The sequence below is a fragment of the Williamsia sp. Y844 genome, assembly GCF_056786475.1.
Map to the genome: position 1 here is coordinate 128,823 of NZ_JBXCJB010000002.1, position 22,789 is coordinate 151,611.

The 22,789-nt window shown below is 63.8% G+C and carries 25 protein-coding genes; 16 read left to right on the forward strand and 9 right to left on the reverse strand.

Going from position 1 to position 22,789, the window contains the following annotated elements; all coding sequences use genetic code 11:
• The first annotated feature begins 41 nt into the window (after positions 1 to 41).
• The 3 genes from AC1TQG_RS12975 (at position 42) to AC1TQG_RS12985 (ending at position 2,612) form a co-directional block, all read left to right on the forward strand.
• Positions 42 to 707 (forward strand): response regulator transcription factor, encoded by a 666-nt coding sequence (locus AC1TQG_RS12975; RefSeq protein WP_482137466.1) that lies wholly within the window; start codon positions 42 to 44, stop codon positions 705 to 707.
• An 89-nt stretch (positions 708 to 796) separates the two neighbouring features.
• Positions 797 to 1,777: an ABC transporter ATP-binding protein gene (locus tag AC1TQG_RS12980; protein ID WP_482137467.1), complete on the forward strand. Its 981-nt coding sequence runs from the start codon at positions 797 to 799 to the stop codon at positions 1,775 to 1,777.
• Between the two features lie 31 nt (positions 1,778 to 1,808).
• Complete coding sequence (locus AC1TQG_RS12985; RefSeq protein WP_482137469.1) at positions 1,809 to 2,612, forward strand: ABC transporter permease; 804 nt, start codon at positions 1,809 to 1,811, stop codon at positions 2,610 to 2,612.
• A gap of 15 nt (positions 2,613 to 2,627) precedes the next feature.
• Here the strand turns inward: AC1TQG_RS12985 and AC1TQG_RS12990 are convergent, their stop codons facing one another.
• Positions 2,628 to 3,155, reverse strand: a complete 528-nt coding sequence (locus tag AC1TQG_RS12990; RefSeq protein ID WP_482137471.1) for a DUF1697 domain-containing protein — start codon at positions 3,153 to 3,155, stop codon at positions 2,628 to 2,630.
• A gap of 56 nt (positions 3,156 to 3,211) precedes the next feature.
• Between AC1TQG_RS12990 and AC1TQG_RS12995 the strand changes: the two genes are divergently transcribed.
• Together AC1TQG_RS12995 and AC1TQG_RS13000 are read left to right on the forward strand one after the other, a co-directional pair.
• Positions 3,212 to 3,631 (forward strand): CoA-binding protein, encoded by a 420-nt coding sequence (locus tag AC1TQG_RS12995; protein WP_482137472.1) that lies wholly within the window; start codon positions 3,212 to 3,214, stop codon positions 3,629 to 3,631.
• Positions 3,632 to 3,666: 35 nt separating this feature from the next.
• Positions 3,667 to 4,416, forward strand: coding sequence for an alpha/beta fold hydrolase (locus AC1TQG_RS13000; RefSeq protein WP_482137474.1), 750 nt, complete (start codon positions 3,667 to 3,669; stop codon positions 4,414 to 4,416).
• 68 nt (positions 4,417 to 4,484) lie between these two features.
• Here the strand turns inward: AC1TQG_RS13000 and AC1TQG_RS13005 are convergent, their stop codons facing one another.
• The 3 genes from AC1TQG_RS13005 to AC1TQG_RS13015 form a co-directional block, all read right to left on the reverse strand.
• Positions 4,485 to 5,507 (reverse strand): hypothetical protein, encoded by a 1,023-nt coding sequence (locus tag AC1TQG_RS13005; RefSeq protein ID WP_482137476.1) that lies wholly within the window; start codon positions 5,505 to 5,507, stop codon positions 4,485 to 4,487.
• A gap of 66 nt (positions 5,508 to 5,573) precedes the next feature.
• On the reverse strand, positions 5,574 to 6,788 hold the full coding sequence (locus tag AC1TQG_RS13010; protein WP_482137478.1) for a cation:proton antiporter: 1,215 nt from the start codon (positions 6,786 to 6,788) through the stop codon (positions 5,574 to 5,576).
• Positions 6,785 to 7,198, reverse strand: coding sequence for an acyl-CoA thioesterase (locus AC1TQG_RS13015; protein WP_482138726.1), 414 nt, complete (start codon positions 7,196 to 7,198; stop codon positions 6,785 to 6,787). The genes AC1TQG_RS13010 and AC1TQG_RS13015 overlap by 4 nt, the downstream gene beginning before the upstream one ends.
• A gap of 152 nt (positions 7,199 to 7,350) precedes the next feature.
• On the opposite strand from AC1TQG_RS13015, the gene AC1TQG_RS13020 reads away from it, so the two are divergent.
• Positions 7,351 to 8,457, forward strand: a complete 1,107-nt coding sequence (locus AC1TQG_RS13020) for an alcohol dehydrogenase catalytic domain-containing protein (protein WP_482137480.1) — start codon at positions 7,351 to 7,353, stop codon at positions 8,455 to 8,457.
• A gap of 9 nt (positions 8,458 to 8,466) precedes the next feature.
• On the opposite strand, the gene AC1TQG_RS13025 is transcribed toward AC1TQG_RS13020, so the two are convergent.
• Complete coding sequence (locus tag AC1TQG_RS13025; protein WP_482137481.1) at positions 8,467 to 9,096, reverse strand: NUDIX hydrolase; 630 nt, start codon at positions 9,094 to 9,096, stop codon at positions 8,467 to 8,469.
• Between the two features lie 69 nt (positions 9,097 to 9,165).
• Here AC1TQG_RS13025 and AC1TQG_RS13030 point away from each other — a divergent pair, with 69 nt between their 5' ends.
• From AC1TQG_RS13030 to AC1TQG_RS13040, 3 genes are all read left to right on the forward strand, one after another.
• Positions 9,166 to 10,110: an ADP-ribosylglycohydrolase family protein gene (locus AC1TQG_RS13030; RefSeq protein ID WP_482137483.1), complete on the forward strand. Its 945-nt coding sequence runs from the start codon at positions 9,166 to 9,168 to the stop codon at positions 10,108 to 10,110.
• On the forward strand, positions 10,107 to 10,616 hold the full coding sequence (locus tag AC1TQG_RS13035) for an O-acetyl-ADP-ribose deacetylase (protein ID WP_482137484.1): 510 nt from the start codon (positions 10,107 to 10,109) through the stop codon (positions 10,614 to 10,616). Before AC1TQG_RS13030 ends, AC1TQG_RS13035 begins: the two co-directional genes overlap by 4 nt.
• Before the next feature lie 121 nt (positions 10,617 to 10,737).
• Complete coding sequence (locus AC1TQG_RS13040) at positions 10,738 to 11,643, forward strand: oxygenase MpaB family protein (RefSeq protein ID WP_482137486.1); 906 nt, start codon at positions 10,738 to 10,740, stop codon at positions 11,641 to 11,643.
• Positions 11,644 to 11,732: 89 nt separating this feature from the next.
• On the opposite strand, the gene AC1TQG_RS13045 is transcribed toward AC1TQG_RS13040, so the two are convergent.
• The 4 genes from AC1TQG_RS13045 to AC1TQG_RS13060 form a co-directional block, all read right to left on the reverse strand.
• Positions 11,733 to 12,347: a TetR/AcrR family transcriptional regulator gene (locus AC1TQG_RS13045; protein WP_482137488.1), complete on the reverse strand. Its 615-nt coding sequence runs from the start codon at positions 12,345 to 12,347 to the stop codon at positions 11,733 to 11,735.
• 135 nt (positions 12,348 to 12,482) lie between these two features.
• Entirely contained in the window at positions 12,483 to 13,697 is a 1,215-nt protein-coding gene (locus AC1TQG_RS13050; protein WP_482137490.1) for a CynX/NimT family MFS transporter, read from the reverse strand.
• The gene (locus AC1TQG_RS13055) at positions 13,694 to 14,371 is read right to left on the reverse strand and encodes a FadR/GntR family transcriptional regulator (RefSeq protein WP_482137492.1); all 678 of its coding nucleotides are present in this window, start codon (positions 14,369 to 14,371) and stop codon (positions 13,694 to 13,696) included. Before AC1TQG_RS13055 ends, AC1TQG_RS13050 begins: the two co-directional genes overlap by 4 nt.
• A 113-nt stretch (positions 14,372 to 14,484) precedes the next feature.
• Positions 14,485 to 15,960, reverse strand: a complete 1,476-nt coding sequence (locus AC1TQG_RS13060; RefSeq protein WP_482137493.1) for a PucR family transcriptional regulator — start codon at positions 15,958 to 15,960, stop codon at positions 14,485 to 14,487.
• Positions 15,961 to 16,010: 50 nt separating this feature from the next.
• Between AC1TQG_RS13060 and AC1TQG_RS13065 the strand changes: the two genes are divergently transcribed.
• The 7 genes from AC1TQG_RS13065 to AC1TQG_RS13095 all read left to right on the forward strand — a co-directional run bounded on the left by AC1TQG_RS13065 (position 16,011) and on the right by AC1TQG_RS13095 (position 22,788).
• Positions 16,011 to 16,988: an isopenicillin N synthase family dioxygenase gene (locus tag AC1TQG_RS13065; RefSeq protein ID WP_482137495.1), complete on the forward strand. Its 978-nt coding sequence runs from the start codon at positions 16,011 to 16,013 to the stop codon at positions 16,986 to 16,988.
• 187 nt (positions 16,989 to 17,175) lie between these two features.
• Positions 17,176 to 18,171, forward strand: a complete 996-nt coding sequence (locus AC1TQG_RS13070) for an isopenicillin N synthase family dioxygenase (RefSeq protein ID WP_482137497.1) — start codon at positions 17,176 to 17,178, stop codon at positions 18,169 to 18,171.
• On the forward strand, positions 18,171 to 18,455 hold the full coding sequence (locus AC1TQG_RS13075) for a 2Fe-2S iron-sulfur cluster-binding protein (RefSeq protein WP_482137498.1): 285 nt from the start codon (positions 18,171 to 18,173) through the stop codon (positions 18,453 to 18,455). Before AC1TQG_RS13070 ends, AC1TQG_RS13075 begins: the two co-directional genes overlap by 1 nt.
• Before the next feature lie 16 nt (positions 18,456 to 18,471).
• Positions 18,472 to 18,912 (forward strand): VOC family protein, encoded by a 441-nt coding sequence (locus AC1TQG_RS13080; protein WP_482137500.1) that lies wholly within the window; start codon positions 18,472 to 18,474, stop codon positions 18,910 to 18,912.
• Positions 18,913 to 18,925: 13 nt separating this feature from the next.
• Complete coding sequence (locus AC1TQG_RS13085) at positions 18,926 to 20,287, forward strand: uracil-xanthine permease family protein (protein ID WP_482137501.1); 1,362 nt, start codon at positions 18,926 to 18,928, stop codon at positions 20,285 to 20,287.
• Positions 20,287 to 21,708 carry a dihydropyrimidinase gene (gene hydA, locus AC1TQG_RS13090; RefSeq protein ID WP_482137502.1) on the forward strand — a complete coding sequence of 474 codons (1,422 nt, stop codon included), beginning with the start codon at positions 20,287 to 20,289 and terminating at the stop codon, positions 21,706 to 21,708. The genes AC1TQG_RS13085 and hydA overlap by 1 nt, the downstream gene beginning before the upstream one ends.
• A 60-nt stretch (positions 21,709 to 21,768) precedes the next feature.
• The gene (locus AC1TQG_RS13095; RefSeq protein ID WP_482137504.1) at positions 21,769 to 22,788 is read left to right on the forward strand and encodes a TIGR03842 family LLM class F420-dependent oxidoreductase; all 1,020 of its coding nucleotides are present in this window, start codon (positions 21,769 to 21,771) and stop codon (positions 22,786 to 22,788) included.
• Position 22,789: the final 1 nt, after the last annotated feature.

Below are 22,789 nucleotides of genomic sequence, written 5' to 3' on the forward strand. Positions count from 1 at the left end.
CAAGCATTCAACGAACAGGCGGCAGTCGGGACCGGGGTTACATGATTCGGGTGGCACTGGCTGATGATCAGCTCCTGGTACGGACCGGCTTTCGCGCGCTACTCGACGCCGAGGACGACATCGAGGTGGTCGGGGAGGCCGCCGACGGAGATGAAGCGGTCGCGGTGTGCATCGATCTGCGGCCCGACGTCATCATCATGGACATCCGGATGCCCGGCTGCGACGGACTCGAGGCGACGCGGCAGATCACCGCCCGTAACGACCTCGCTGACGTGAAGGTCCTGATCCTGACCACCTTCGAACTCGACGAGTACGTGTTCGAGGCACTGCGTGCCGGTGCCAGCGGGTTCTTGGTCAAACACACCCAGCCGGCCGAATTGATTCAGGCGGTGCACGTCATCGCCGCCGGCCAGGCGCTGTTGTCGCCCGGGGTGACACGGCGGCTGATCACCGAGTTCGCCCAGGAAGCCGCCGCGGCGCGGGCGTCTGTTGCGCCGGATGCCGTCGTCGATCTGCTCACCACTCGTGAACTCGAGGTGGTCCGGCTGGTGGCGGCCGGGTTGTCCAACGACGAGATCGCTGCCAAGTGGTTCGTCAGTAATGCGACGGTCCGCACCCACGTGAGCCGGGCCATGACCAAACTGCAGGCCCGCGACCGGGCGCAGATGGTGGTGTTCGCCTACCGGCACGGGTTGGTTCGTATCTGAGCAGTTGGCCTGCGGTCCACACCTGACGTAGTGCCGAAATCCACATCAGGCTGACGACTTCGGGCGCAGGCAACGGCATCGTTGTCCTCATGGAATCAACACCAGTCATCCAGGATGGACGGTCAGTACTGGAGTCGCCGAATCCGACTGCGCATGTGGCAGTTTCGGTACAGGGGCTCATGAAGAGATATCGGAACCGAACCGCTGTCGACAATGTGTCCTTCACGGTGCCGGTCGGCTCGGTCACGGGTCTGATCGGGCCGAACGGAGCCGGAAAAACCACTGTGATGGCGATGCTGCTCGGCCTCGTCAAACCGAGCGGTGGTGACGGAACCGTTCTCGATGCGCCGATTCATCAACGTGCGCACTATCTTCCGCGCGTCGGTGCGCTCATCGAGTCGCCGGCATTTCACCCGGCTGTGTCTGCTCGAGACAATCTGAGATCACTGGCTGTGTTATCCGGCCAGGCCACCGACGGTGTCGACGGGTTACTCGATCTGGTTGGTCTGGGGGATCGGGGCAGGGACCGCTTCGGCAGTTATTCGCTCGGGATGAAGCAGCGACTCGGAATTGCAGCTGCTCTGCTCGGTGACCCCGAACTGGTGATACTCGACGAGCCGACCAACGGCCTGGATCCCCAAGGCATGCAGGAGGTCCGTGACCTCATCGGGCGCATCTCCGCGCAGGGACGCACCGTCATCGTTTCGTCGCATCTGCTCGCCGAACTCGAACAGGTCTGTGACTGGTTGGTGGTCCTGGACCACGGCGGACTCGTCCACGCCGGAACACCGCAATCGCTGGGTGCCACGGCCGATGCCCTGGTCCTGGCGCCCGAGGACGAATCACGGCTCGCCGACCTCGAGGCGATCGCACAGGCGACGGGGCTCGAGATCAGCTGTGACGGGACAAGCATTGTCATCGCCCTCGCCGATGACGACGATGCCCGGCGATTGGCCGCAGAGATCAACGTCCGGGCCCATGCAGCCGGGATCGTTCTTGCCGAATTGCACCATCGCCGTGCCGATCTCGAGGCCCGCTATCTCAACTTGATTCACACGTCTTCGATCTGACATCTGGAGAATCCTCTTGAAAGGCATTGCGATGAATCTGCTGAATTCTTTTCGGTCCGAATGGATCCTGCTGAACCGGCCACGTCTGTGGGCGGGCCTGGGAATCACCACCGTGGTGTTCAGTGTGCTGGCCACCTGGCTGTTGATCGAAGCTGCCAAACCGTTCGGACGCGGCGGCGACGGGCCAAGCGTGTCCCTCGAAGCGCTCGTCGGGTCTGGCGGCGCCACCGCTGCGGTCATCGCGTCGATGAGCGTCGCCACCGTGCTCGTGGTCGCGGCGTTTGCGGCCGCGATGGGTAATGAGATCAGCCGGGGCACATTGCGGGCCGCGCTGACCCGCCAGCCGAGCCGGTTGTCGCTGGTCACCGGAAAGCTCGCGGCACGAGTCAGCTTGGCCGCTGTGCTGATGGCGGTGGCATTGATCGTCGGAGCGCTGACCGCGGCGGTGGTGGCACCGTCGGTCGATGTCGAGACCGCAGGCTGGTTCGGGGCAGATGCGCTCGGCAATGGGCTTGCGGATTATGGCCGGCTGCTGGTGTTCGTGGCGATGTACGCCCTGATCGGCACAACGGTTGCGGTACTGGTGAAGTCGACACCCATCGCGTTGGGGGTCTGCCTGCTGTGGTTCGGGCCCGTCGAAAACGTCCTTGCGGAAAATCGCGATTGGGCGGAGCGCTGGTTCCCCGGGTTGGTCATGCGATCGTTGGTGCAGCCGGAGCGGCCAGGTGCGTTGTCGCAGGCGGAGACTCTGACAACTCTTGCGATCTACGCCGCGGCGTGTGTGGGCGTGATCGGCTTCACCATGTCGCGCCGGGACGTCACCGCAGGTCAGTAGACGTCGTCATGACCTCTACTTCCGGGTGAGGTCGATCAGCTTCTCGATGGTGCGCAGATTCCGTCCGGTGCCCTGGACTCCCAACCCTTTTGCGATGACCGGGGCAGTGAGCTTGGACGTTCCGGCTCCCGCGTCGTAGCGGATGTGGAGGTTGTCGCCGATGACCTCGAACACATCGTTTCCGAAATCGCGTTTGTGGAACGTTGCGACCGCGGTTGGTTCTGGAGTCGCGGTGAGGCAGTAGACGTACGAGTATTTCGGATCGACGACTTCGAACGGATGCTCGGCCAACGCGGCGGCGAGATCGTCGACCGACCTGCTGATGACTTCGCGGAAGTATCCGTAGCGCTTGGTGATCGCCTCTTCGAGCGCGCGGTCGAAGGCGGCGGGATCGTCGGGCGAAGTGCACAGCAGATTGCCGGAGGCGATGTAGGTCGAAATGTTGGTGGCGCCCAGGTCGGCTGCCATCTCCCGGAGTTCGGCCATCGGCAGCTTGGCGCCACCGACGTTCACCGCGCGAATGAGAACCACTCGTTGTGCCATACCGTCGATTGAACACCCCTGAGGCCGGGCCGGGCCGGACCTCTACGATCGTGTGCATGGCTGATACAGACGACGTGGTCGAGCAAATCCTTTCCACATACAAGACCATTACCGTTGTTGGTGCCAGTGCGTCGCCGGAGAAGCCCGCGCACAAAGTCCCGGTGAACATGCAGAAGCACGGATGGCGCATCATCCCGGTGAACCCCAAGGCGGATGAGCTGTTCGGTGAGAAGGTCTACCGAACCTTGGCTGATATTCCCGAGCAGGTGGGTCTGGTCGACGTATTCCGCCCGTCGGAGGACACCCCTGAGATCGCCCGCCAGGCGGTGGCCGCAGGCGCCACAGCGCTGTGGCTGCAGCTGGGGATTGTGTCGGCGGAGGCTCGAGAGATCGCCGAGAAAGCCGGCCTGCTCTACGTCGAGAACCGCTGCCTGATCATCGAGCGGCGTCGAGTGGGCCTGGACGCACCGAAGTAGGACTGTTGGGTGGCGAGGTGACTACCCTGTGTCCGGTGAACACTTTGACCCGCACCGACGGACCCGGGGCGGTTCGGCTGGCCGTTCGTACCGCGGGTCCGCTGACCGGCAAACCGGTGTTGCTGGTCCACGGCATGGGCGGCGATCACCAGACGTGGCGAGCGCTGGCCCGGGAGCTACGCGCCGATGGCCGCACGGTGATCACCTATGACCAGCGTGGACATGGTCGCAGCTCGCGATCGACGTCGTACCTGCTCGATGACTTCCGCGATGATCTGAGTTTTGTGCTCGACGGACTCGCCGTCGACGAAATCGATGTGATCGGCCATTCTCTGGGTGGCCAGACCGCGATTCGGCTCGCGGCCCTCGATCCGGCGCGCATCGGCAAGCTGGTGCTCGAGGAGATCCCGCCGATGCCGCGTGATCAGGCCGACGTCGACGAGCACATCGTGCCCTTCAGCGGTGTCGCCGACCGGCTGCGCGGGCTGTGGTCGACAGTTCGTTACCCGAGCCCGGTGCTGCGGTTCGATCACCGGATGTCGGACATCGTGGCCCGCCAGTTCGAGACGGTCGACGACGATTGGTGGGAGTCGTTGTCGCAGCTGCGATTTCCGACGCTGGTGGTCTCCGGTGGTCAGCGCAGTTTCCTGCCGCCGCGGCACCTGGTGAGTCTCGCCGAGGCGTTGCCCGACGGGCATTTCGGTCAGATCGAGGCTGGTCACAGTGTGCACCGCGACCGGACCGCCGAGTTCAATCGGCTGGTGACGGACTTCTTGCGGGGTTAGGGGCGGGATTCGTGGCGCCGCTTACGAACCATGCCGCTTACGAACCATGCCGTCTACGAACCACGCGGCTACGAATAGCGGATGATTCGCGACAACTTCTTGGCGTCGGTGAGCATGCTGTCGATGATCGCGCCGGAGACCGCATCGAACTCCTGCGCCGCCTGGTTCAGGCGCTCGGATCCCAATTCGTCTTCGGCCGCAACAAGATATTCGTCGGAGTCGTCCTCGGTGCCGACATTGATGACCCATTCCAGTTTGGCGAGTTGACGATCCACCTGCTCGATGCCTGCGCGGTAACGCGCGAACGCCTGTAGACGCTGGACCAATAGGCCGAGCCGGTCGTCGTGCACCTGCGCCCGGCTGACGTGGATTGCGACGATGTCGGGATCATCGCCGAGGTCGCCATCAGGAAGGGGCCCGAGTTTGTCGACAGAATCGCGCAAACGTGCGCAGCTACGGCTGACCTCGGCGACCTCGGCATCGAGATCGACTCGGATCATCTTGTCGTCGAAGATGTCGTGACGCCACGAAGCGCTCAGTTCGATCGCGGTTGCGGTCGAACAGGCAAAGTAGGCCAGCTTGCCGATCGGATGTGCGCGCATCTCGTCGATCGTCGTCTGGTCCCCATGGGACAGATGTGGTTGGCGCAGTTGCCGCCGGAGCAGGCGCGGATAGTGTTCCTCGTCGCTGCGGCCTGCCCAGTCGTCGGCCACGCCCGCGTCGCGGTCCAGCAGGTTGGTGAGGTCGATGCGCCCGGGATCGTCGCGCCAGGTGTCCACCGCGATGAACGCGAAACGGATGCAGGTCGCACCTTCGGGCCGCGGGCCGCCCAGATGATTGATCCAGTAGGGCGTGTTGGTGCTCTTCGCCAGCCCGGTCAGCCCGTCGTCGGGTACCGGCCTACGCTGCGGTGCGGGGTCGTCGGACTCGGCGAAAGGCTGCTTCGAGGTTCCGGTGTCGGCGCGGGGGAGCGCCGCCTTCCGGAACTTGTCGGACCAGTCGATCGACCTGATCCACTCGGTGCCGACGAAGGCGAGTGCGGTCGTGGCAAACAGCACCACAAAACCGACGATCGCTGAGACGTACACCATCTGCACCATTATCCCCATCTCGGAGACCGCGTGCCGGGAGTCGGCTCGACCCCGACGATGGGACCCTCACGCCATGCGTTCGTCGATGCCGGTCTTGTTTCCGCGCGAACCGATGATCGTCGCGGCCAACGGAAGTAGCAGGACGGTCAGTGCGCCCGCCGTCACCAGGACCGATGCGTTGCCGTTCGACATGTGCCCGGCGGACACCGCTACACCGGTGACCGCGACGATGATCGGCAATCCGGTCGCCGAGTAGAGCGCTATCTGCGCCCGCTCGCCGGTGGTGAACGGCGGCTCGTTGCCCGAGTTGCCGCGATCCCAACGGGTGGAGATGAACACCGGGAATCCGCGGACGAGCAGGATCATCAGGATGAACGCGACGAGGAGTCCGGGCTTGCTTGCCACAGCGGAGACGTCGATCGCCATCCCCGAGGTGATGAAGAAGATGGGGATCAGCAGTCCGAAGGCGAGCCCGTCGAGCTTGTGTTCGAAGATCTCGTCGCCGTCGGGAAGGATGCGTCGCAGGATGAAACCGGCGGCGAATGCGCCGAGTATGGTGTCCAGGTCGAAGGCGTAGGCCAGTGCCATCAACCCGACCAGCAGCAGCATCGTGATCCGCACGGTGGTCTGCGCGGTGGTGTGCGAACCCGCCGAGATCAGGGTCGTCAGCCAGCGCTGGCGCTGTAACAACTTCTCGGTCAGAAGCCACACCGTCACCGCGGCAATTGCGAAGACGGCGAGCACGATTGCCGATTTCAATGATCCGCGTGCGCCCAGCAGTACCGCCATCGCGATCACCGGGCCGAGTTCGCCGAATGCGCCGTGGTTCAGGACCGTCTGGCCCAGTCGTTTGTTCAACATCCCGGTGTCGCGCAGGATCGGCAGCAACGTGCCGAGGGCGGTGGAACACATGGCAATCGCCACCGCGCTTTCCGCGTTGACAAGGGTGGTCATGCCGATGCCGAACGTGATCGTGAAGGCGAATGCCAGGCAGCAGATCCACGTGTAAAGCGCCCGACGTCCTTCCCGGCCTGCCACCTCTGAGGTCCTGATCTCGTAGCCGGCGAGCAGGAACAGCAGACCGAGACCGAGTTCGCGGAGCAAATCGATCGCTGACCCCTCGGTGGCGAAATCGAGGACGTGGGGGCCGATGAGGATGCCACCGACCAGCAGGATGACGACTTCGGGGATTCGCTTTCCGGGTATGAGACCGGCGATCAAGGGGGCCAGAACCGCGATCAGAAGAATCCAGAACAGCGACGTGGCGACCGTTGCCGTCACGTCAGTTCCCGTCCACGGTCGGTGGTCAGTGACTCGGCCGCGGCTCTGATCTCGGCGGGGATTGCAACCGGCACACGATCGTCTCGGTCGACGTAGACGTGCACAAATCGGCCGGTGGCAGCGGGTTTGAGGCTGCCGTCGGCTTGCTCGGCGAAGATGGCCAGCGCGTAGACCACGCTGCGGTTGCCGAGTCGCTCGATCGAGATCCCGACCTGGAGCAGATCCGGAAAGGTGAGCTCGCTCAGGAACTTGCACGATGTCTCGGCGACGATCCCGATGGCGGGTAGCAGCCGAATGTCGGTGCGCGTGGCCGACATCAACCACGCGTTCACGGCGGTGTCGAAGTACGAGTAGTACGTCACGTTGTTGACGTGGCCGTAGTGATCGTTGTCGTCCCATCGGGTTGGCATCGGCCAGAGCACGGGATAGTCCTCGGGAACGGGGGTTCCGGGTGCGGTCACTGTCCAGCCTCTCTCGCGGCGAATGCCTCGTTGCAGACTACGAGGTGCATAGTGGTGGGGTGCATCGTGGTTCGGGCATCGCCAAGTGAGAAAGGGCTGACTTGAAGATCTGGGGCGCGGTCCTCGAGGAGATCGGTCGGCCTCGGCCGTATGCGGAATCGACTCCCATCGTCATCCGTGAGCTCGATCTGGAACCGCCCGGACCTACCGAACTGTTGGTGCAGATCGAAGCGGCAGGTATCTGCCATTCGGATCTGAGTGTGGTGGACGGCAATCGCGTCAGACCCGTCCCGATGCTCCTCGGTCACGAGGCGGCAGGCATGGTTCGTGAGGTCGGGTCCGACGTCACCGGGTTCGAGGTCGGGCAACGAGTCGTGATGTCTTTTCTGCCGCGCTGTGAGAACTGCGAGGGTTGTGCGGCCGACGGCCGATTGCCTTGCGGGCCCGGCAGTGCCGCGAACAATGCCGGTGAACTCCTCGGCGGTGGCCGACGGGTGACGGATCAGGGTGCGCTGGTACACCACCATCTCGGAGTTTCCGGTTTTGCCGACCACGCAGTCGTGGACGCAGCATCGGCTGTCGTTGTGGGAAACGACGTTCCGCCGGATGTCGCGGCTGTCCTGGGCTGCGCAGTCCTGACCGGCGGCGGTGCAGTCCTGAATGCGGCGAACCCCACCACGGGTGACTCGATCATGATCGTCGGGCTCGGTGGTGTCGGGATGGCGGCACTCATCACCGCTGTGGCGCAGCATGTTTCACGGATCATCGCGGTGGATACGCTCGACGAGAAACTGGACCACGCCCGCCGGCTCGGTGCGCACGAAACCTATACCCCACAGGCGGTTGTCGAGCAGGGGATCAAGGCGACGTATGTCATCGAATGTGCCGGGAGCGCACGGGCATTCGAGACCGCGTTCGCGGCTACGGCAGCCGGTGGAACCACGGTGACCGTTGGTCTGCCCGCGCCCGATGCCATGGCGAGTATTTCGCCTTTGACGCTCACCGCCGAAGCGCGAACGGTGGTCGGGAGCTATCTGGGCTCGGCTGTTCCTCGTCGGGACATCCCCAAGTATGCGCAGATGTGGCGCGATGGACTGCTGCCGGTCGAAGCGCTGATCTCATCGCGAATATCCTTGTCGGACATCAACTCCGCGATGGACCAACTTGCTGACGGCAAGGCCATCCGTCAGGTCGTCATCTTCGATTGACCTGGCATCTCACCGGCGCCGGAACAATTCGGCCGGCCGGCCGGAATCTGTTGACGACCGCTGCCCGGTGCCCTCGAGTTGTCCGATGAACCGGCGGCGGAAGGTGTCCTTGGGGAAGGCCTCGGAGAAGATCGTCTCGTACAGTCGGCGCAGCTCCAGCAGGGTGAATTGGTCGGGTAAGAGGTTGTCGGGGTCGGGTAGCGGCCAATAGCGTTGGCGCAGATCGGCAACTGCCTGGGTGACCATGTCGCCGTGGTCGAAGGCCAATGGTTCGTCGGCCACACCGTCGGTGACCGTGACCAGATTGACGGTCTCCGGCAACCGGTGATGTGCGATGGCTGCGCTGTGCGCCATGGACAGAACCCAGCCGCGATCGTCGCGGGCCGGGTCGTCGTACATCCCGAGCTGGTGAAACTCGAGGTCAAAGAGGCCGGCCTTGGTCTGCAGTGCCCGTCCGGCAGCATCTCGCAGCGTCTCGCCCGGGTGCAGGAATGTGCCCGGCAGCGACAAACCACGTTCGGAGTCCACGGTCACCACGCAGAGCTGATCGTCCCGCACGGTCAGAACCGCCACGTCAACCGCCACTGATGGCCGTGTGTAGTCGTCCAGGGTCTTGCCCTCAGAATCTCGCCACACCATGTCTTGCACATTAGCTCATCCGTGCGCTAATCTTTAGCTCAATATTGATCTAACTGGGGCGAGGGTCTGATGACACTGATCGAACAACACTTGACCGAAGTGCAGAGGGATCGCGGAGCCGGAGTGCTCGCCGGGACCGCGGCCGGTGATGCTCTGGGTGCCGGCTACGAATTCACCTATCCCACAGCGGATACGCCGATATTTATGAAGGGCGGCGGGACATTCAACTGGGCGCCGGGGGAGTGGACGGACGACACGTCCATGGCGCTCTGTGTTGCGGAGGGGCTCTCGCTCGGGCACGCAGACCTTGACGCCATCGCTGCCGGATTCATGCACTGGTATCGATCGAATCCCCCGGATATCGGAAATCAGACGCGCACTGTCCTGTCGGCTCGCGCCACCGATGCCGCCGAGATGGCCGCCGCGGCCGCGAAGTTGTCCGGGCGCACCGGCGGCAACGGGTCGCTGATGCGGACTGCGCCGGTGGCGCTGGCATTCCTCGACGACCTCGAGGCCTGTATCCAGGCCGCCGGTGCCATCAGCGACCTCACCCATTGCGATGTACGTGCCCGCGAGGCGTGTCAGATGTGGAGTGCCGGCATCCACGATGCGGTGCTGACCGGTTCAGCCGGTGGCGTGCGCAAGTTCTTGGATGCTGCTCCGGCATCGACCGGCGACTATTGGTCGCCGCTGCTGGATATTGCCGAAACCGGCTCGCCCACAGACTTTCCCAACAATGGATGGGTCGTCCACGCCCTGCAGACGGCCTGGTGGGCAATCCACAAGGCCGACGGCGATCTGCCGCTGACGCTGGAATTGTGTGTTCGGGCCGGCCATGACACCGACACGACCGCCGCGATCGCGGGCGGGTTGGTCGGCGCCTGCGGCGGCATCTCCTCGATCCCCGCCGATTGGCTCGACCGCCTGCATGGGTACCCGGGAGCCGGGGCCCCAGATCTGTGCGCACTCACCGACAAGATCCTCAACACGAACTCGCAGGAGGCAACATCATGACCGTCATCGACGTCACCCAGGGTGACATCACCAAGGTCCGCGCGGACGTCATCGTCAACGCGGCGAATTCCTCGCTGCTCGGTGGCGGGGGTGTGGACGGTGCGATACACCGCGCCGGTGGGTCTGGGATTCTCGACGAATGTAGGTTTCTGCGCGCAACCACGCTTCCGGACGGTCTCGATGTGGGAGCCGTGGTGGCAACCGGAGCCGGGAAGTTGCCTGCGCGGTGGGTGATTCACACCGTTGGGCCACGGTATTCCAAACATGAGGACCGATCGGCGCAGTTGCGGAGCTGCTACCAGCGCAGCCTCCTCCTGGCTCGGTCATTGGGGGCGTCGTCGATCGCGTTCCCGTTGATATCGGGCGGGGCCTACGGGTGGCCCGTCGGCGACGCTGTGGCCCAGCAGGTTCGCGCGATAAAGACGGCCGACGTCAGCGTCGACATCGTCACGCTCGTCGCTTACTCCCGAGAGATCGCCGAGATGACCAGGCGCCTTGTCGGCTGAACGTAAGGGGTGGAGACCGATCACCCGCTCGGTCCGGTACGGTCGATTGTGCGCTGCATCACAGGCGTGCAGTTCGGTGTTCGAGGTGGCCGGTGTCGGACGGTCAGAGAAGGGGAACCACATGAAGCGATATGCACTGCGCAAGAAGACCGGTGAACTCGATCCCGAGCGGGACTTCGAGCAGATCAACCGGCTCTTGGCCACAGTCGAGTTCCCCTGGGATATCAACCAGGCTCTGAGCTTTGCACTGTTTCGCACCTATGCCGTGCCGTCGGTCGGTCAGTTGTTGTTCGACACCGGTGAGTTCACCGAGCGGGTCCAGAAGCGCTACGACGACACCACGCTGCTTCTCGATGCGGTTCTTGAACACGGTTTCGACAGTGTCGAGGGACGCGACGGAGTTCGTCGGGTGAACCAGATGCACGGCAACTACGACATCTCGAATGACGACATGCGATATGTTTTGGCGACTTTTGTGGTCACACCGGTGCGGTGGATCGAGCAGTACGGATGGCGTCAGCTCACCCACAACGAGGTGGTCGGCGCAACCAACTACTATCGGCGCCTCGGAACACTGATGGGAATCAAGGACATTCCCGCCAACTACACCGAGTTCGCCCGGTTCCTCGACGAGTATGAGGCCACGCACTTCGCCTACAACGCCGGTGCCCGCAAGGTCGCCGATTCGACCTTGGACCTGATGACCACCTTCCCGCCGAATGACAAGGCGCCGAAGTGGTTGATCAACATCTTCGCTCGATCGCTGATGGACGATCCGCTACTCGCCGCGTTCGGGTATCGGCGCCCACCGCGTCCGGTCCGGGCTCTGTCGCGGGCGGCACTGAAGGCGCGTGGCGCTCTGGTGCGCTTCTTCCCGGTTCGCGATCAGCCGATCCAGGCCCGCGACCTGCCCAACATCCGGACGTATCCGGACGGCTACCAGCTCCGGGACCTGGGCACCTTCCCCCGCGGATGTCCGGTGGCACACCGCGATCCGGCCGATGCGGTGTCGACGTCCGGTCGATGACCCTGGAAACTGTCGAATACCGGGCCACGGAGGGCTATTGACCCTCGGCGCCCCGCTATTCGCCGGCTTTCAGGGCTCCGTGGGGTGTTCTACGGAACGCTGAGAAGTCCGTGCAACGCCACTCTGGCAAACTCTTCGGCCTGCGCTGCGTCGAAGGGCGCTGAACCGGTCATCAGCCGCAGGGCCATGGGCCCGAACAGGACGTCTGAAACCACCTGGATGTCAGTGCCGGGGTGCACTTCTCCACGTTCGACGGCGCGTTCCCACAGCGTGGCGGTCAGCGCTCGGCGGCCGTCGAGGTAGTACCGCTGGAAGTAGTCCGCACCGGCCTCGTCGTCGACGCAGGCGGCCAGGAGCTGGGTGAATACTTTGCCCCTGGGGGTGGCGTAGAACATGCTGACGTTGCGTACGTGTTCGGTGAGGTCGTCGACGATGTTGCCCGTGTCGGGTGTGGGCAGGGCGTCGCGGACAGCGAGGCTGAACGCTTCGGCGGCAACCGCGATCCGGCTCGGCCAATGCTTGTAGATCGTGGCCTTGCTGACTGTCGAACGTTCGGCGATCGCGTCGATTGTGGCGGCGCGGAGCCCACCGTCGGCAAGTAGTTCCTGAGTCGCCGCGAGCACGTCGTTGTGGCATTTGATGCTGCGTGCGCTGGACAGGATCGGAGACTCCGTGGGCGCCTCTGCTTCGGTATTACTCGACATCTGTCCGCGCTCCTTAAACATCCAAAATTGAACTGAACTCATAGTTCACCATGGTGATGTCGTTTTGTATAGCAGAGAACGGCACTTGTGGTGCAGTTCTCAGGGGCGGAGGTACTTATCGGGTGATGCAGGGGTCTACGTGGTCATCTTGGAATCTTTGGCGGCGACAAGTGCAGATCCGGTCAGGGGAATCAGCGCCAGCGCCAACACTGCCATCGACAGGGTCCAGGAACCGGTGACGTCGTGCAGTGCGCCGATGGCCAGAGGGCCGATGGCGGCGAGACAGTAGCCGACCGATTGGGCCATCCCGGAGACCTGGCTTGTCTGTACGGTGCTCGAGCTCCGTAGAACCATGAACAGCAGCACCAGACTGATGGCGGCACCCGGTCCGCTCGCGATGAGGATGACCCAGAGAACGGTGAGCACGTCGGTGGTCACCAGGCCGATGAACCCGCTGGCGCAGATTCCGCAGAAGACGAGTGTCAACACCCGCTGGTCGCGGAATCGAACCGCGATGATCGGTGCCACCAATGCCATCAGGAGGGCGGCGGTCTGGGCCAAGGCGAGCATTCCACCGGCGGCGGCCTTCGAGGTGCCCCTGTCCATCAGGTACTCGGGCAGCCATGCGGTGAAGGTGTAGAAGATCAGCGATTGCGATGCCATGAAAACCGTGATCGCCCAGGCGATCTTGTTGCGCCACAGAGATGCAGGCAGCGGCGTGGTGCTGATTCGGTGGATGCGGGACAGCTGCGGTATCCACAACATCAGGCCGAGCGCGGCAAGGAGTGCCCAGCTCCCCAGCGCAACACGCCAATTCTCGTCGACGGCGGAGTAGACCGGCACCGTCAGGCCGGCTGCCAGCGCCGCACCGCCGGACAGTGTCATCGAGTACAGGCCGGTCATCAGGCCGGAGCGATGTGAGAAGTCACGTTTGATGAGCGCAGGCAAGACGACGTTGCAGATGCCGATGGCAATGCCTACCAGCGCGGAGCCGGCAAACAGGGCAAACATATTGGGGATCATGCGCGCCACGATGGCGACAAGGAGCAGGGCCATGGCCCCGAACACGGTGCGTTCGATGCCGAACCGGGCGGCGATGCGGGGTGCTATCGGCGCGATCAGTCCGAAGAAGAGCACCGGCAACGTGGTGAGCAGGCCGGCCGCTGCGCTACCGAAGCCCTCGGACACCTTGATGTCGTCGATGAGTGGTCCGACGGCGACCACCGCAGGCCTCAGGTTTGCCGCGACCACCATGATCCCGAGCGCCGTGAAGATCGTCGCTGTTCGTCGCGTCGACCCGGCCTTGGGTGATGGGTTCGCCGTGAGTGTCGTTGTGGTTGTGGGCTTCATGACAAGGCTTCGATCGAGCGGTTGAGGTAGTGGTCGACGGCGGCGAGGGCGGCGTTCGAATCGCCCTTGCTGATCGCCTCGACAACCTCGGCATGTCCGGTGGGATGTGGGTGGGCATCGACGTCGGCGGCGATCAGCGTCGCGTGCGTACGATCCATGACCTCGGCCAGCCCGTTGTACAGCTCGGACAGCAGTGAATTATCGGCTGCGGCAACCAAAGTGGTGTGAAACGCGATGTCTGCGTCGATGTAGCGCTGTAAGTTGTTGTCCTCGAAGGCTGACCGCATCTCGATGAGTAGGTCGCGGAGCGTCTGCACCTGATCGTCGGTGCGATTGCGTGCTGCTGATTGGGCGGCCTCACGTTCGAGTGCGCGGCGCACCTGCAGCAGTTCGAGGACCTCGCTGCTCGACACGCATCGACCGATCGCGGCGGCCAGCAGGTTTCGGCTGCGGACGTACGTTCCGTCGCCGCGGCGGGGCTCGAGGAATCCGGCGTGCTCCAGAGCGCGCACGGCCTCGCGGATCGTGTTGCGCCCGACGCCCAGTTGCTCCACCAATTCGGGTTCTGCGGGGATGCGTGAACCCACCGGCCAGTCGCCGGTTCGGATGAGCTCTTGCATGCGTTCGACCACGACCTCACTGGTGCGGCGGGGACGCTCGATCTGCGTGGACATGAAAAGAACCTAACATCCCATGTTTCCCGCGCCCGATGATGTGGGGTTATGGCGGAGTCCACCTGGGGAAATGGTCGCCAAAAGGGCACATCATCGGGGTGCGGGGGCGGGCGTCAGTCGCCTTCGACGTTGCTGTCCAGGGAGAACATCGAGAGTGCGGTGAAGATGGTGAGCCGGCGATCGGGTTCGTTCATGAACGGCCCGGTGATCGCTTCGATCCGGGCGATCCGGCTGCGCAACGTGTTCGGATGCACGAACAGCTCGCGGGCGGATTCGGCGATGTTGCAATCGGTGGCCCGCAGAACCCGCAGGATCCGGCGCTGGTCGAGGCCGTCCGGTGTCTCGTCGGCGACCGAGCCCAGGGTCTCGTCGACGAATTGTCGCCGCGCGTGCTCGGGGAGTTGGTAGAGCACGCCGAGGACCCCGAGGTCCCGGTAGGCCGTGACGCGGTTGATCGCGCCGATGCGACGGCCGACGGCCACTGCCCGGACCGCCTGCCGGAACGCTCCGGGGTAGCTGCGCGCGTTGTCGACGGGATCGCCAGCGCCGATCGCCAGGGGAACCTGCACCCCGCGATACAGCGCCCGGGACAGTGCATCGAAATCCGTTGTCGCCTTGATCATCACAACCAGCACGCCCTCGTTGACGATGGTGATCGCGTCGGCGTCGAACCGGGTTGCCACCGGTGCCAGAGTGGCCTTCAAGTCGTGCAGGCCACTCATGTCCACCGCGACACCGAAGGGCTCGATGGCCAGACACACCACCGGATGCCGGGGGAAGAGGGCAAGGCGTCGGCCTTTGCGAAGTCCGGCTTCGCGCTGGACCAGGTCGTCGCCGAGGATGTTCTTCAGATTGCGGGCGATTTCGACGGCGGCGTCATCGGATTCGGTATCCCGCAGTTTCACGTGCAACCCGACGACCGGCACGAGACCTTCCAGCATCGCGGTCTCGGTCGCGGTGAGGCCGGTTTCCCTGATGACCTCCAGGGCCGGGCCGTTGTGGGGGATGGGAGACAACGGAAATACCGCGACGGGGGTGACAGCCGGGTGGGAGAGCGCAGCGGACGACTCGCTCAGGCGGACCGTGGCGCGCAACCGCGTCCCGATGGCGTCCAAAAGCCCTTCGAGGTTGTCGGCCTGGTGCAAGATCCGCAACAGGTCCGATCCGGTCACCACCTCGTCGGCCGCCGGCGCGATCGGCTGCTGCTGCTGCAGCAGTCGTTGCAGCTGCGATGTCACATCGGCGCCGGTGTCGGGCACCGCGTTCCAGAGCAGACACACCTGCGCCCGCTCGGCGATCGTGACCGCATGTTTGGGGGGATTGACCTGCCGGGCCGGATTCACCAGGATCGCGGACGGTTTCTTTGCCACCAGGGGTTCGAGGACGGCCGGAAGATCGGGGAGCGGATCACTCGGCCGCGCCGGACTCCAATCGACAACCACCAGAACCCCGGCAAGCGATACCAACTCGCGTGCGGCCTCGGCGTCGACCACCGATGTCACAACGGTCTCCCACCGCGACGGTGGCGTCGCAATCTGGACACCGGTCGCAACCGCCAATTCGGCGACGGTGGCCATCGGGCTCGACACGACTTTCCTCCTCCGTCGCCAGAAACCTGGCTGTGAGGCAGAGTAGTCGGGTGCTCTCCATTCCGTCCGTCGACCTTTCCGAGGCTGCTCGTGGCTCCCGGTCGCGGGCCCGTCAGATCGAACTGCTCGATACCGCGTGTTCGCGCAGCGGCCACGCCTACCTGGTCGGTCACCAGATCCCGACTGCGCTGCTCTCCGACATGTACTCGGTGACCCGTCAGTTCTTCCTGCAGCCCGAACGCCTGAAAGAGGCCGTGGCGCAACCGGCCCCTGACCAGGTGCGCGGCTGGTCGGGTTCCGGATCCGAGGGCATGACCTACTCGATCGGAGAAGAGTCACACGGCGACCTCAAGGAGAAGCTGGATATCGGGGCCGTCGACGCTCCGGTCCTCGGCGAACCGGGGGCCGGGCCGATGGCGTACCCCAACCTGTGGCCGAGTGTCCCGGAAGGATTCCGGCCGGTCTGGGAGCAGTATTACCGACACATGCAGCGGGTCACCGGTGAATTGATGTCCATGGCCGCGGAGGCGTTCGGTCTGTCGCCGGACCATTTCGTCCCACAGTTCGACACCGAACTGAGCATGCTGCGGGCCCTCTACTACCCGGCGCAGGCGCAGGCCCCGCTGCCGCATCAGTCGCGGGCCGGGATCCACACCGACTACGGCGCGTTCACCGTCCTGTCGGCCGAATCGACACCGGGCGGGCTCGAGGTACTCGGACCGCACGGCGAGTGGCTGGAGGTGTCGACCACGCCGGCCACGCTGGTGGTCCTCGTGGGTGACCTGCTGGCCGAGTGGACCGATGATCATTGGCCCGCGACACTCAACCGGACCGCCAACCCGCCGAGGTCGGTGGCGCTGGACAGCGCCCGCCTGGAGTTCGCGTTCTATCAACATCCCAACGCCGATGTCGCGGTCTCGCCGCTCCGGGGCGGTGACCCGCAGTTCACCGATGCGCTGATCGCCGGCCGGCATCTCACCGACAAGTACACACGGCAGACGACGTTCGGTCGACGCACCCGTCGGTGAGAGGCGCCGGGGGGTTTGTTACCGGCAGGATGACGCGTGAGTCGTTTGCGTAATCGAGTGTTACGCAGATGTTTCCCTTGGCCGCAGGTGACATCGACCCTGTGGATCTGTCAGCACCCTGAGCTCTTGTTGGTCGTACCTGTTGCGAAACAGACTTGAGGGGAGACGACGACAGGGAGCGAAACACATGTCTGTGGTGCCGGTGATCGACATTTCTGCGCTGTACGGCGATGACAGCGAGGCGAAGGCGAAGGTGGCCTCCGAACTCGACAACGCCTGCCGCGAGATCGGTTTCTTCCAGATCAAGAACCATGGGATCGCGCACGAGATCATCGACGCGATGTACCAGACCTCGGACACGTTCTTTCAACTGCCGGAGCAAGAGAAGCGGCGGGTGGCCCAACCCAGCCCGGATACGGTCCGCGGGTACTCGTCGATCGGCGAGCAGGCGTTCTCCTACAGCGAAGACGTGCATCAGCCGCGGGATCTGCACGAGAAGTTCGATGTGGGTCCCGTCGACTTCGACAGCTCCGACCCGTACTTCTCGAAAGAGAACGCCGGACCCCACTTTCTTCCCAACCAGTGGCCGCAGCAGCCGGTCGCCATGGAGCAGGCCTGGACCACCTACTTCCGCGCGATGAACGAACTCTCGCGAAAGCTCATGAGCGCCTTCGCACTTGGGCTCGGACTGGATCCGGACTTCTTTGTCGACGCCATCGACAAGGACATCTCGATGCTCCGCGCCATCAATTACCCCCACATGACCACTCCGCCGCAGCCTGGGCAGATGCGGGCAGGCGCGCACACCGACTACGGCAGCCTGACGATCGTGCGGCAGGAGGAGGCGCCCGGTGGGCTGGAGGTCTTCACCAAGGACGGTGACTGGATCCCGGTGCCCGTGGTGCCCGACGCACTGGTGGTCAACATCGGAGACCTGATGGCGCAGTGGACCAATGACCTGTGGACCTCGACCCGCCACCGGGTCCGGACACCGAATCCCGACGCCGACGGGAACACTCGCCGGATGTCGTTGGTGTTCTTCCACCAACCCAACTATGACGCCATGATCGAATGCCTGCCCACCTGTGTTGCCGACGGTGGCGAGCCCCGGTATGCGCCGATCAGTTCGGGTGACCACCTGACGTCGAAGTTCGCCAAAACGATCGTGCTGAGCCCGTCCTGATGCCGGCGGGCGCCGCGGAGCCGTTCGCGATCGAGCTTGCTCGGACGGGTGCGGTGGTGACCGTACCGCCGCATCGCACCGCGCTGGCCGTGGTTCGCGAGGCGGTACCGGCCGCCGAATTCAACTGCCTGCAAGGGGAGTGCGGGGCCTGCGTGGCGACCGTCCTCGACGGGGTTCCCGAACACCGGGACACGGTGCTCTCCGAACGGGCGAAAACCGCGGGTAAACGAATCATCTTGTGTGTCAGCAGGTCGCAGACACCGCGCCTGGTGCTCGACCTCTAGAGAAGTGAGTAGCCACATGACTGTAGGTCTGTCTTTTGCCAGTGTGCTGGCCAAGGATTTTGCCGGTTTGGCCGAGTTCTACTGCGAGCTCCTCGGTCTCGACGAGGTGATGGAGCTCCGCTCAGAACACTTCCGGGGCCTGATGGTCGGCGACACCATTCTCGGATTCAGCGCCCACACCGCCTACGACATGCTCAATCTGGTTGCACCCGAGGAACATAGCGCAGGCGTCAGCAGCTTCCTGACCTTCGAGATGGCCGACGATGCTCAGGTCGATCGACTCACCGCAGCGGCCGTCGCGGCAGGTGCGACCTGCGTCAAGGAACCGGGACGAACCTACTACGGGGCCTGGCAATCGGTGCTCCTCGATCCGGAAGGCAACGCCTTTCGGCTCAACCACCTCGAACTCGAATCCCCCTCCCATCGCATCTCCTCACGCACGCCCGGCGTGCGCTGAAAGGAACCACCAAATGTCCCTATTCGAGTGGCAGGTCAAGACCGGTGACTCCGTTGTCGCACCGCATGAGCGGCTGAGTTGGCCGCGGACCGTGGGTATCGGCCTGCAGCACGTGGTCGCCATGTTCGGTGCCACATTCCTGGTCCCGGTTCTCACCGGATTCCCGCCGGCCACCACCCTGCTGTTCTCCGGCATCGGCACGATCCTGTTCCTGCTCATCACCCGCAACCGTCTGCCCAGCTACCTGGGGTCGAGCTTCGCGGTGATCGCACCCACCATCGCCGCCTCGACATCGCACGGCCAGTCCGGTGCCCTCGGTGGCATCGTGGTGGTCGGTGCGTTGCTGACGATCATCGGCGTCGTCGTGCATTTCGTCGGGATCGGCTGGATCGAAAAGCTGATGCCGCCGGTGGTCACCGGCTCGATCGTCGCCCTCGTGGGCTTCAACCTGGCGCCCGTTGCCAAGAGCAATTTCGAGACCGAGCCCGTCACAGCCTTCATCGTGTTGGCAATGTTGCTGTTGTCGCTGGTGCTCTTTCGTGGACTGCTCGGCAGATTGGCGATCTTCCTGAGCGTGGTGATCGGCTATTTCATCGCCCTGGCGCGGGGTGAGGTCGACACCGACCCCATCGGTGCCGCCGACTGGGTCGGCCTGCCCGACTTCACCGCCCCGACGTTCCACCTGTCGGTGCTGCCCATGTTCATCCCGGTGGTCCTGGTCCTGGTTGTCGAGAACATCGGTCACGTCAAATCCATCAACACCATGACCGGTATCAACAATGATCACCGGATCGGAAAGGCCCTGGCCGCAGACGGTCTGGCGACAATGCTCGCCGGCAGCGGCGGCGGCTCGGCCACCACCACCTACGCCGAGAACATCGGTGTGATGGCAGCGACCAAGGTCTACTCGACCGCGGCCTACTGGGTTGCCGGCGCGGCCGCCATCCTGCTCGGTCTCTCGCCCAAGGTAGGTGCGGTCATCGCCTCCGTCCCGCCCGGTGTGCTCGGCGGTGTCACCGTTGCCCTCTACGGTCTGGTCGGCATCCTCGGTGTGCACATCTGGGTCACCAACAAGGTCGACTTCTCCAAGCCGATCAACCAGTTCACCGCAGCCATCGCGCTGGTCATCGGTATTGCCGACTTCTCCTGGACCATCGGTGATCTCAGCTTCGGTGGCATCGCACTCGGTGCCATCTCCGCCGTCGTGATCTACCACCTGATGCGTCTGATCGGCACCTGGAGCGGCACCGTGGATGTCGATTCCACGCCAGAGAGCACCGAGCCGATCGATCCGAATGCCGTCGGTTCCAACACGGTGGTCAGTGAGCCAGACAAGGATCCGGACGAACAACTCGCAGGAAAGCAGGGAATCTGATGGAAACAACCCTCATTCGTGGCGGAACGGTGGTCTCGTCCACCGGAAGGCAGCTCATCGATGTGCTGATCGACGGTGAGACCATCGTGGCACTGATCGAGCCGGGCGCTGCGACGTTCGGTACCGACCTCGCTGCCAATGTCGACACGGTGATCGACGCCACCGGCAAGTACGTGATCCCCGGTGGAGTTGATGCCCACACCCACATGCAGATGCCGTTCGGTGGGACCGAGGCATCTGATACGTTCGAAACCGGCACGCGTGCTGCGGCATTCGGCGGAACGACTACGATTGTCGACTTCGCCATCCAGACACCGGGTGAGCAACTGCAGGACACCCTCGCCCAGTGGCACCAGAAGGCCGGTGGGCAGAGCGCCATCGACTACGGTTTCCATCAGATCATCGGTGACGTGAACGATCAATCCATCTCCGCGATGGGTGAATTGATCAATGAAGGTGTCACCAGTTTCAAACTGTTCATGGCCTACCCCGGGGTCTACTACTCCAACGACGGTCAGATCCTGCGGGCCATGCAACGCGCCGCCGACACCGGTGCACTGATGATGATGCATGCCGAGAACGGCATCGCCATCGACGAATTGGTGTCGCAGCACGTCAAGCGCGGCGAGACATCGCCGTACTACCACGGGGTCTCGCGGCCGTGGCAGCTCGAAGAAGAGGCCACACACCGGGCGATCATGCTGGCCGATGTCACCGGGGCGCCGTTGTACGTGGTGCACGTGTCGGCTCGGCAGGCACTCGAGCAGATTGCCACCGCACGTGGTCGGGGCGCCAATGTGTTCGCCGAGACCTGCCCGCAGTATCTGTACCTCTCGCTCGAAGAACAGCTCGGCGCACCGGGATTCGAGGGTGCGAAGTGGGTCTGTTCGACACCGCTGCGGTCGCGGGCAGAGGGTCATCAGGACGAGTTGTGGAAGTTCATCCGGACCGGCGACGTCGCCGGAGTCGCGACCGACCACTGCCCGTTCTGCATGGTTGACCAGAAAGAGCTGGGTATCGCCGACTTCTCCAAGATCCCCAATGGAATCGGTGGTGTCGAGCACCGGATGGACCTGATGTATCAGGGTGTGGTGGACGGACGGATCAGTCTCGAGAAGTGGGTCGAGGTCTGCTGCACCACGCCGGCGCGCATGTTCGGCATGTACCCACGCAAGGGCGTCATCTCGCCGGGCGCCGATGCCGACGTCGTCATCTACGATCCGGCCGGCCACACCAGTATCGGGCTCGGCAAGACCCACCACATGAACATGGACTACTCGGCGTGGGAGGGATACGAGATCGACGGTGCGGTGCAAACAGTACTCTCGCGCGGATCCGTGATCGTCGATGCGGGTGAGTATCTCGGAAAGAAGACCGACGGACGATTTGTGCGGCGCGAACTCTCGCAAAACCTCATCTAGAGCCGTCATCGCCTGCGATCGCCACGCAGTATGAGCAAATAGAATCGATAGGAGCACGACATGGACTTTGGTGTTGTCATGCAATGCAATCCGCCGGCATCGCGAGTGGTCGAACTCGCCGTTGCGGCCGAGAACCGGGGCTTCACATACGTGTGGACATTTGACTCGCATGTGCTCTGGCAAGAGCCGAACGTGATCTACAGCCAGATCCTGGCGGCGACACGCAATGTGATCGTCGGGCCGATGGTGACCAATCCGCTGACCCGGGACGCCACGGTCACGGCCTCGACGTTCTCGACGCTGAACTCGATGTACGGAAACCGGACCATCTGCGGCATCGGCCGTGGTGACTCTGCGGTCCGAGTGCTCTCGGGCAAGCCGTCCACGCTGGCGATCCTGCGCGACAGCATCTCTGTCATCAAGGAATTGGGCAACGGACGCTCTGCCACCATCAACGGCACCGAGATCCGATTCCCGTGGGCCGGTCGCTCACGGCTGGACGTCTACGGCGCCGGGTACGGACCCAAGGCGTTGGACCTGATCGGCGAAGTCGCCGACGGTTTCATTCTGCAACTGGCAGATCCGGCGATCGTGGAGTGGACGGTGAAGCGGGTGAAGGCGGCCGCCGTAGCTGCCGGACGTGACCCGGATGAGGTGAAGATCGTGGTGGCGGCCCCGGCGTATGTCGGTGATGACCTTGCGCACCAACGTGATCAGTGTCGTTGGTTCGGCGGGATGGTTGGCAACCACGTCGCGGATCTGGTGGACAAATACGGTGGCGACGGGTCCGAGGTCCCGGCGATTCTCACCGACTACATCAAGAACCGGCAGGGCTACGACTACAACGAGCACGGGCGGGTCGGCAACAGCCACGCCGACTTCGTGCCCGACGATATCGTCGATCGCTTCTGCCTGCTGGGTACGCCGGAGCAGCACATCGCCCGGCTCGAGGAGCTGCGCGACCTCGGCGTCGATCAGTTCTCGATCTACTTGCAGCACGACGGCAAGGATCAGACCCTGGAAGCGTACGGAGAGAAGATCATTCCGGCAATGGCGCCGACCCTCGCCGCCCGTTCGTAAC

Excerpts from the sequence above, each read along its gene's own strand:
- AC1TQG_RS12995 (WP_482137472.1), top strand. The coding sequence starts at position 3,212 with ATGGCTGATACAGACGACGTGGTCGAGCAAATCCTTTCCACATACAAG.
- AC1TQG_RS13015 (WP_482138726.1), bottom strand. The coding sequence starts at position 7,198 with ATGCCAACCCGATGGGACGACAACGATCACTACGGCCACGTCAACAAC.
- AC1TQG_RS13085 (WP_482137501.1), top strand. The coding sequence starts at position 18,926 with ATGTCCCTATTCGAGTGGCAGGTCAAGACCGGTGACTCCGTTGTCGCA.
- AC1TQG_RS13030 (WP_482137483.1), top strand. The coding sequence starts at position 9,166 with ATGACACTGATCGAACAACACTTGACCGAAGTGCAGAGGGATCGCGGA.
- AC1TQG_RS13075 (WP_482137498.1), top strand. The coding sequence starts at position 18,171 with ATGCCGGCGGGCGCCGCGGAGCCGTTCGCGATCGAGCTTGCTCGGACG.
- AC1TQG_RS13040 (WP_482137486.1), top strand. The coding sequence starts at position 10,738 with ATGAAGCGATATGCACTGCGCAAGAAGACCGGTGAACTCGATCCCGAG.
- AC1TQG_RS12975 (WP_482137466.1), top strand. The coding sequence starts at position 42 with ATGATTCGGGTGGCACTGGCTGATGATCAGCTCCTGGTACGGACCGGC.
- AC1TQG_RS13080 (WP_482137500.1), top strand. The coding sequence starts at position 18,472 with ATGACTGTAGGTCTGTCTTTTGCCAGTGTGCTGGCCAAGGATTTTGCC.
- AC1TQG_RS13025 (WP_482137481.1), bottom strand. The coding sequence starts at position 9,096 with ATGGTGTGGCGAGATTCTGAGGGCAAGACCCTGGACGACTACACACGG.
- AC1TQG_RS13045 (WP_482137488.1), bottom strand. The coding sequence starts at position 12,347 with ATGTCGAGTAATACCGAAGCAGAGGCGCCCACGGAGTCTCCGATCCTG.
- AC1TQG_RS12980 (WP_482137467.1), top strand. The coding sequence starts at position 797 with ATGGAATCAACACCAGTCATCCAGGATGGACGGTCAGTACTGGAGTCG.
- AC1TQG_RS13055 (WP_482137492.1), bottom strand. The coding sequence starts at position 14,371 with ATGTCCACGCAGATCGAGCGTCCCCGCCGCACCAGTGAGGTCGTGGTC.
- AC1TQG_RS13005 (WP_482137476.1), bottom strand. The coding sequence starts at position 5,507 with ATGGTGTACGTCTCAGCGATCGTCGGTTTTGTGGTGCTGTTTGCCACG.
- AC1TQG_RS13035 (WP_482137484.1), top strand. The coding sequence starts at position 10,107 with ATGACCGTCATCGACGTCACCCAGGGTGACATCACCAAGGTCCGCGCG.
- AC1TQG_RS12990 (WP_482137471.1), bottom strand. The coding sequence starts at position 3,155 with ATGGCACAACGAGTGGTTCTCATTCGCGCGGTGAACGTCGGTGGCGCC.
- AC1TQG_RS13095 (WP_482137504.1), top strand. The coding sequence starts at position 21,769 with ATGGACTTTGGTGTTGTCATGCAATGCAATCCGCCGGCATCGCGAGTG.
- AC1TQG_RS13070 (WP_482137497.1), top strand. The coding sequence starts at position 17,176 with ATGTCTGTGGTGCCGGTGATCGACATTTCTGCGCTGTACGGCGATGAC.
- AC1TQG_RS12985 (WP_482137469.1), top strand. The coding sequence starts at position 1,809 with ATGAATCTGCTGAATTCTTTTCGGTCCGAATGGATCCTGCTGAACCGG.
- hydA (WP_482137502.1), top strand. The coding sequence starts at position 20,287 with ATGGAAACAACCCTCATTCGTGGCGGAACGGTGGTCTCGTCCACCGGA.
- AC1TQG_RS13050 (WP_482137490.1), bottom strand. The coding sequence starts at position 13,697 with ATGAAGCCCACAACCACAACGACACTCACGGCGAACCCATCACCCAAG.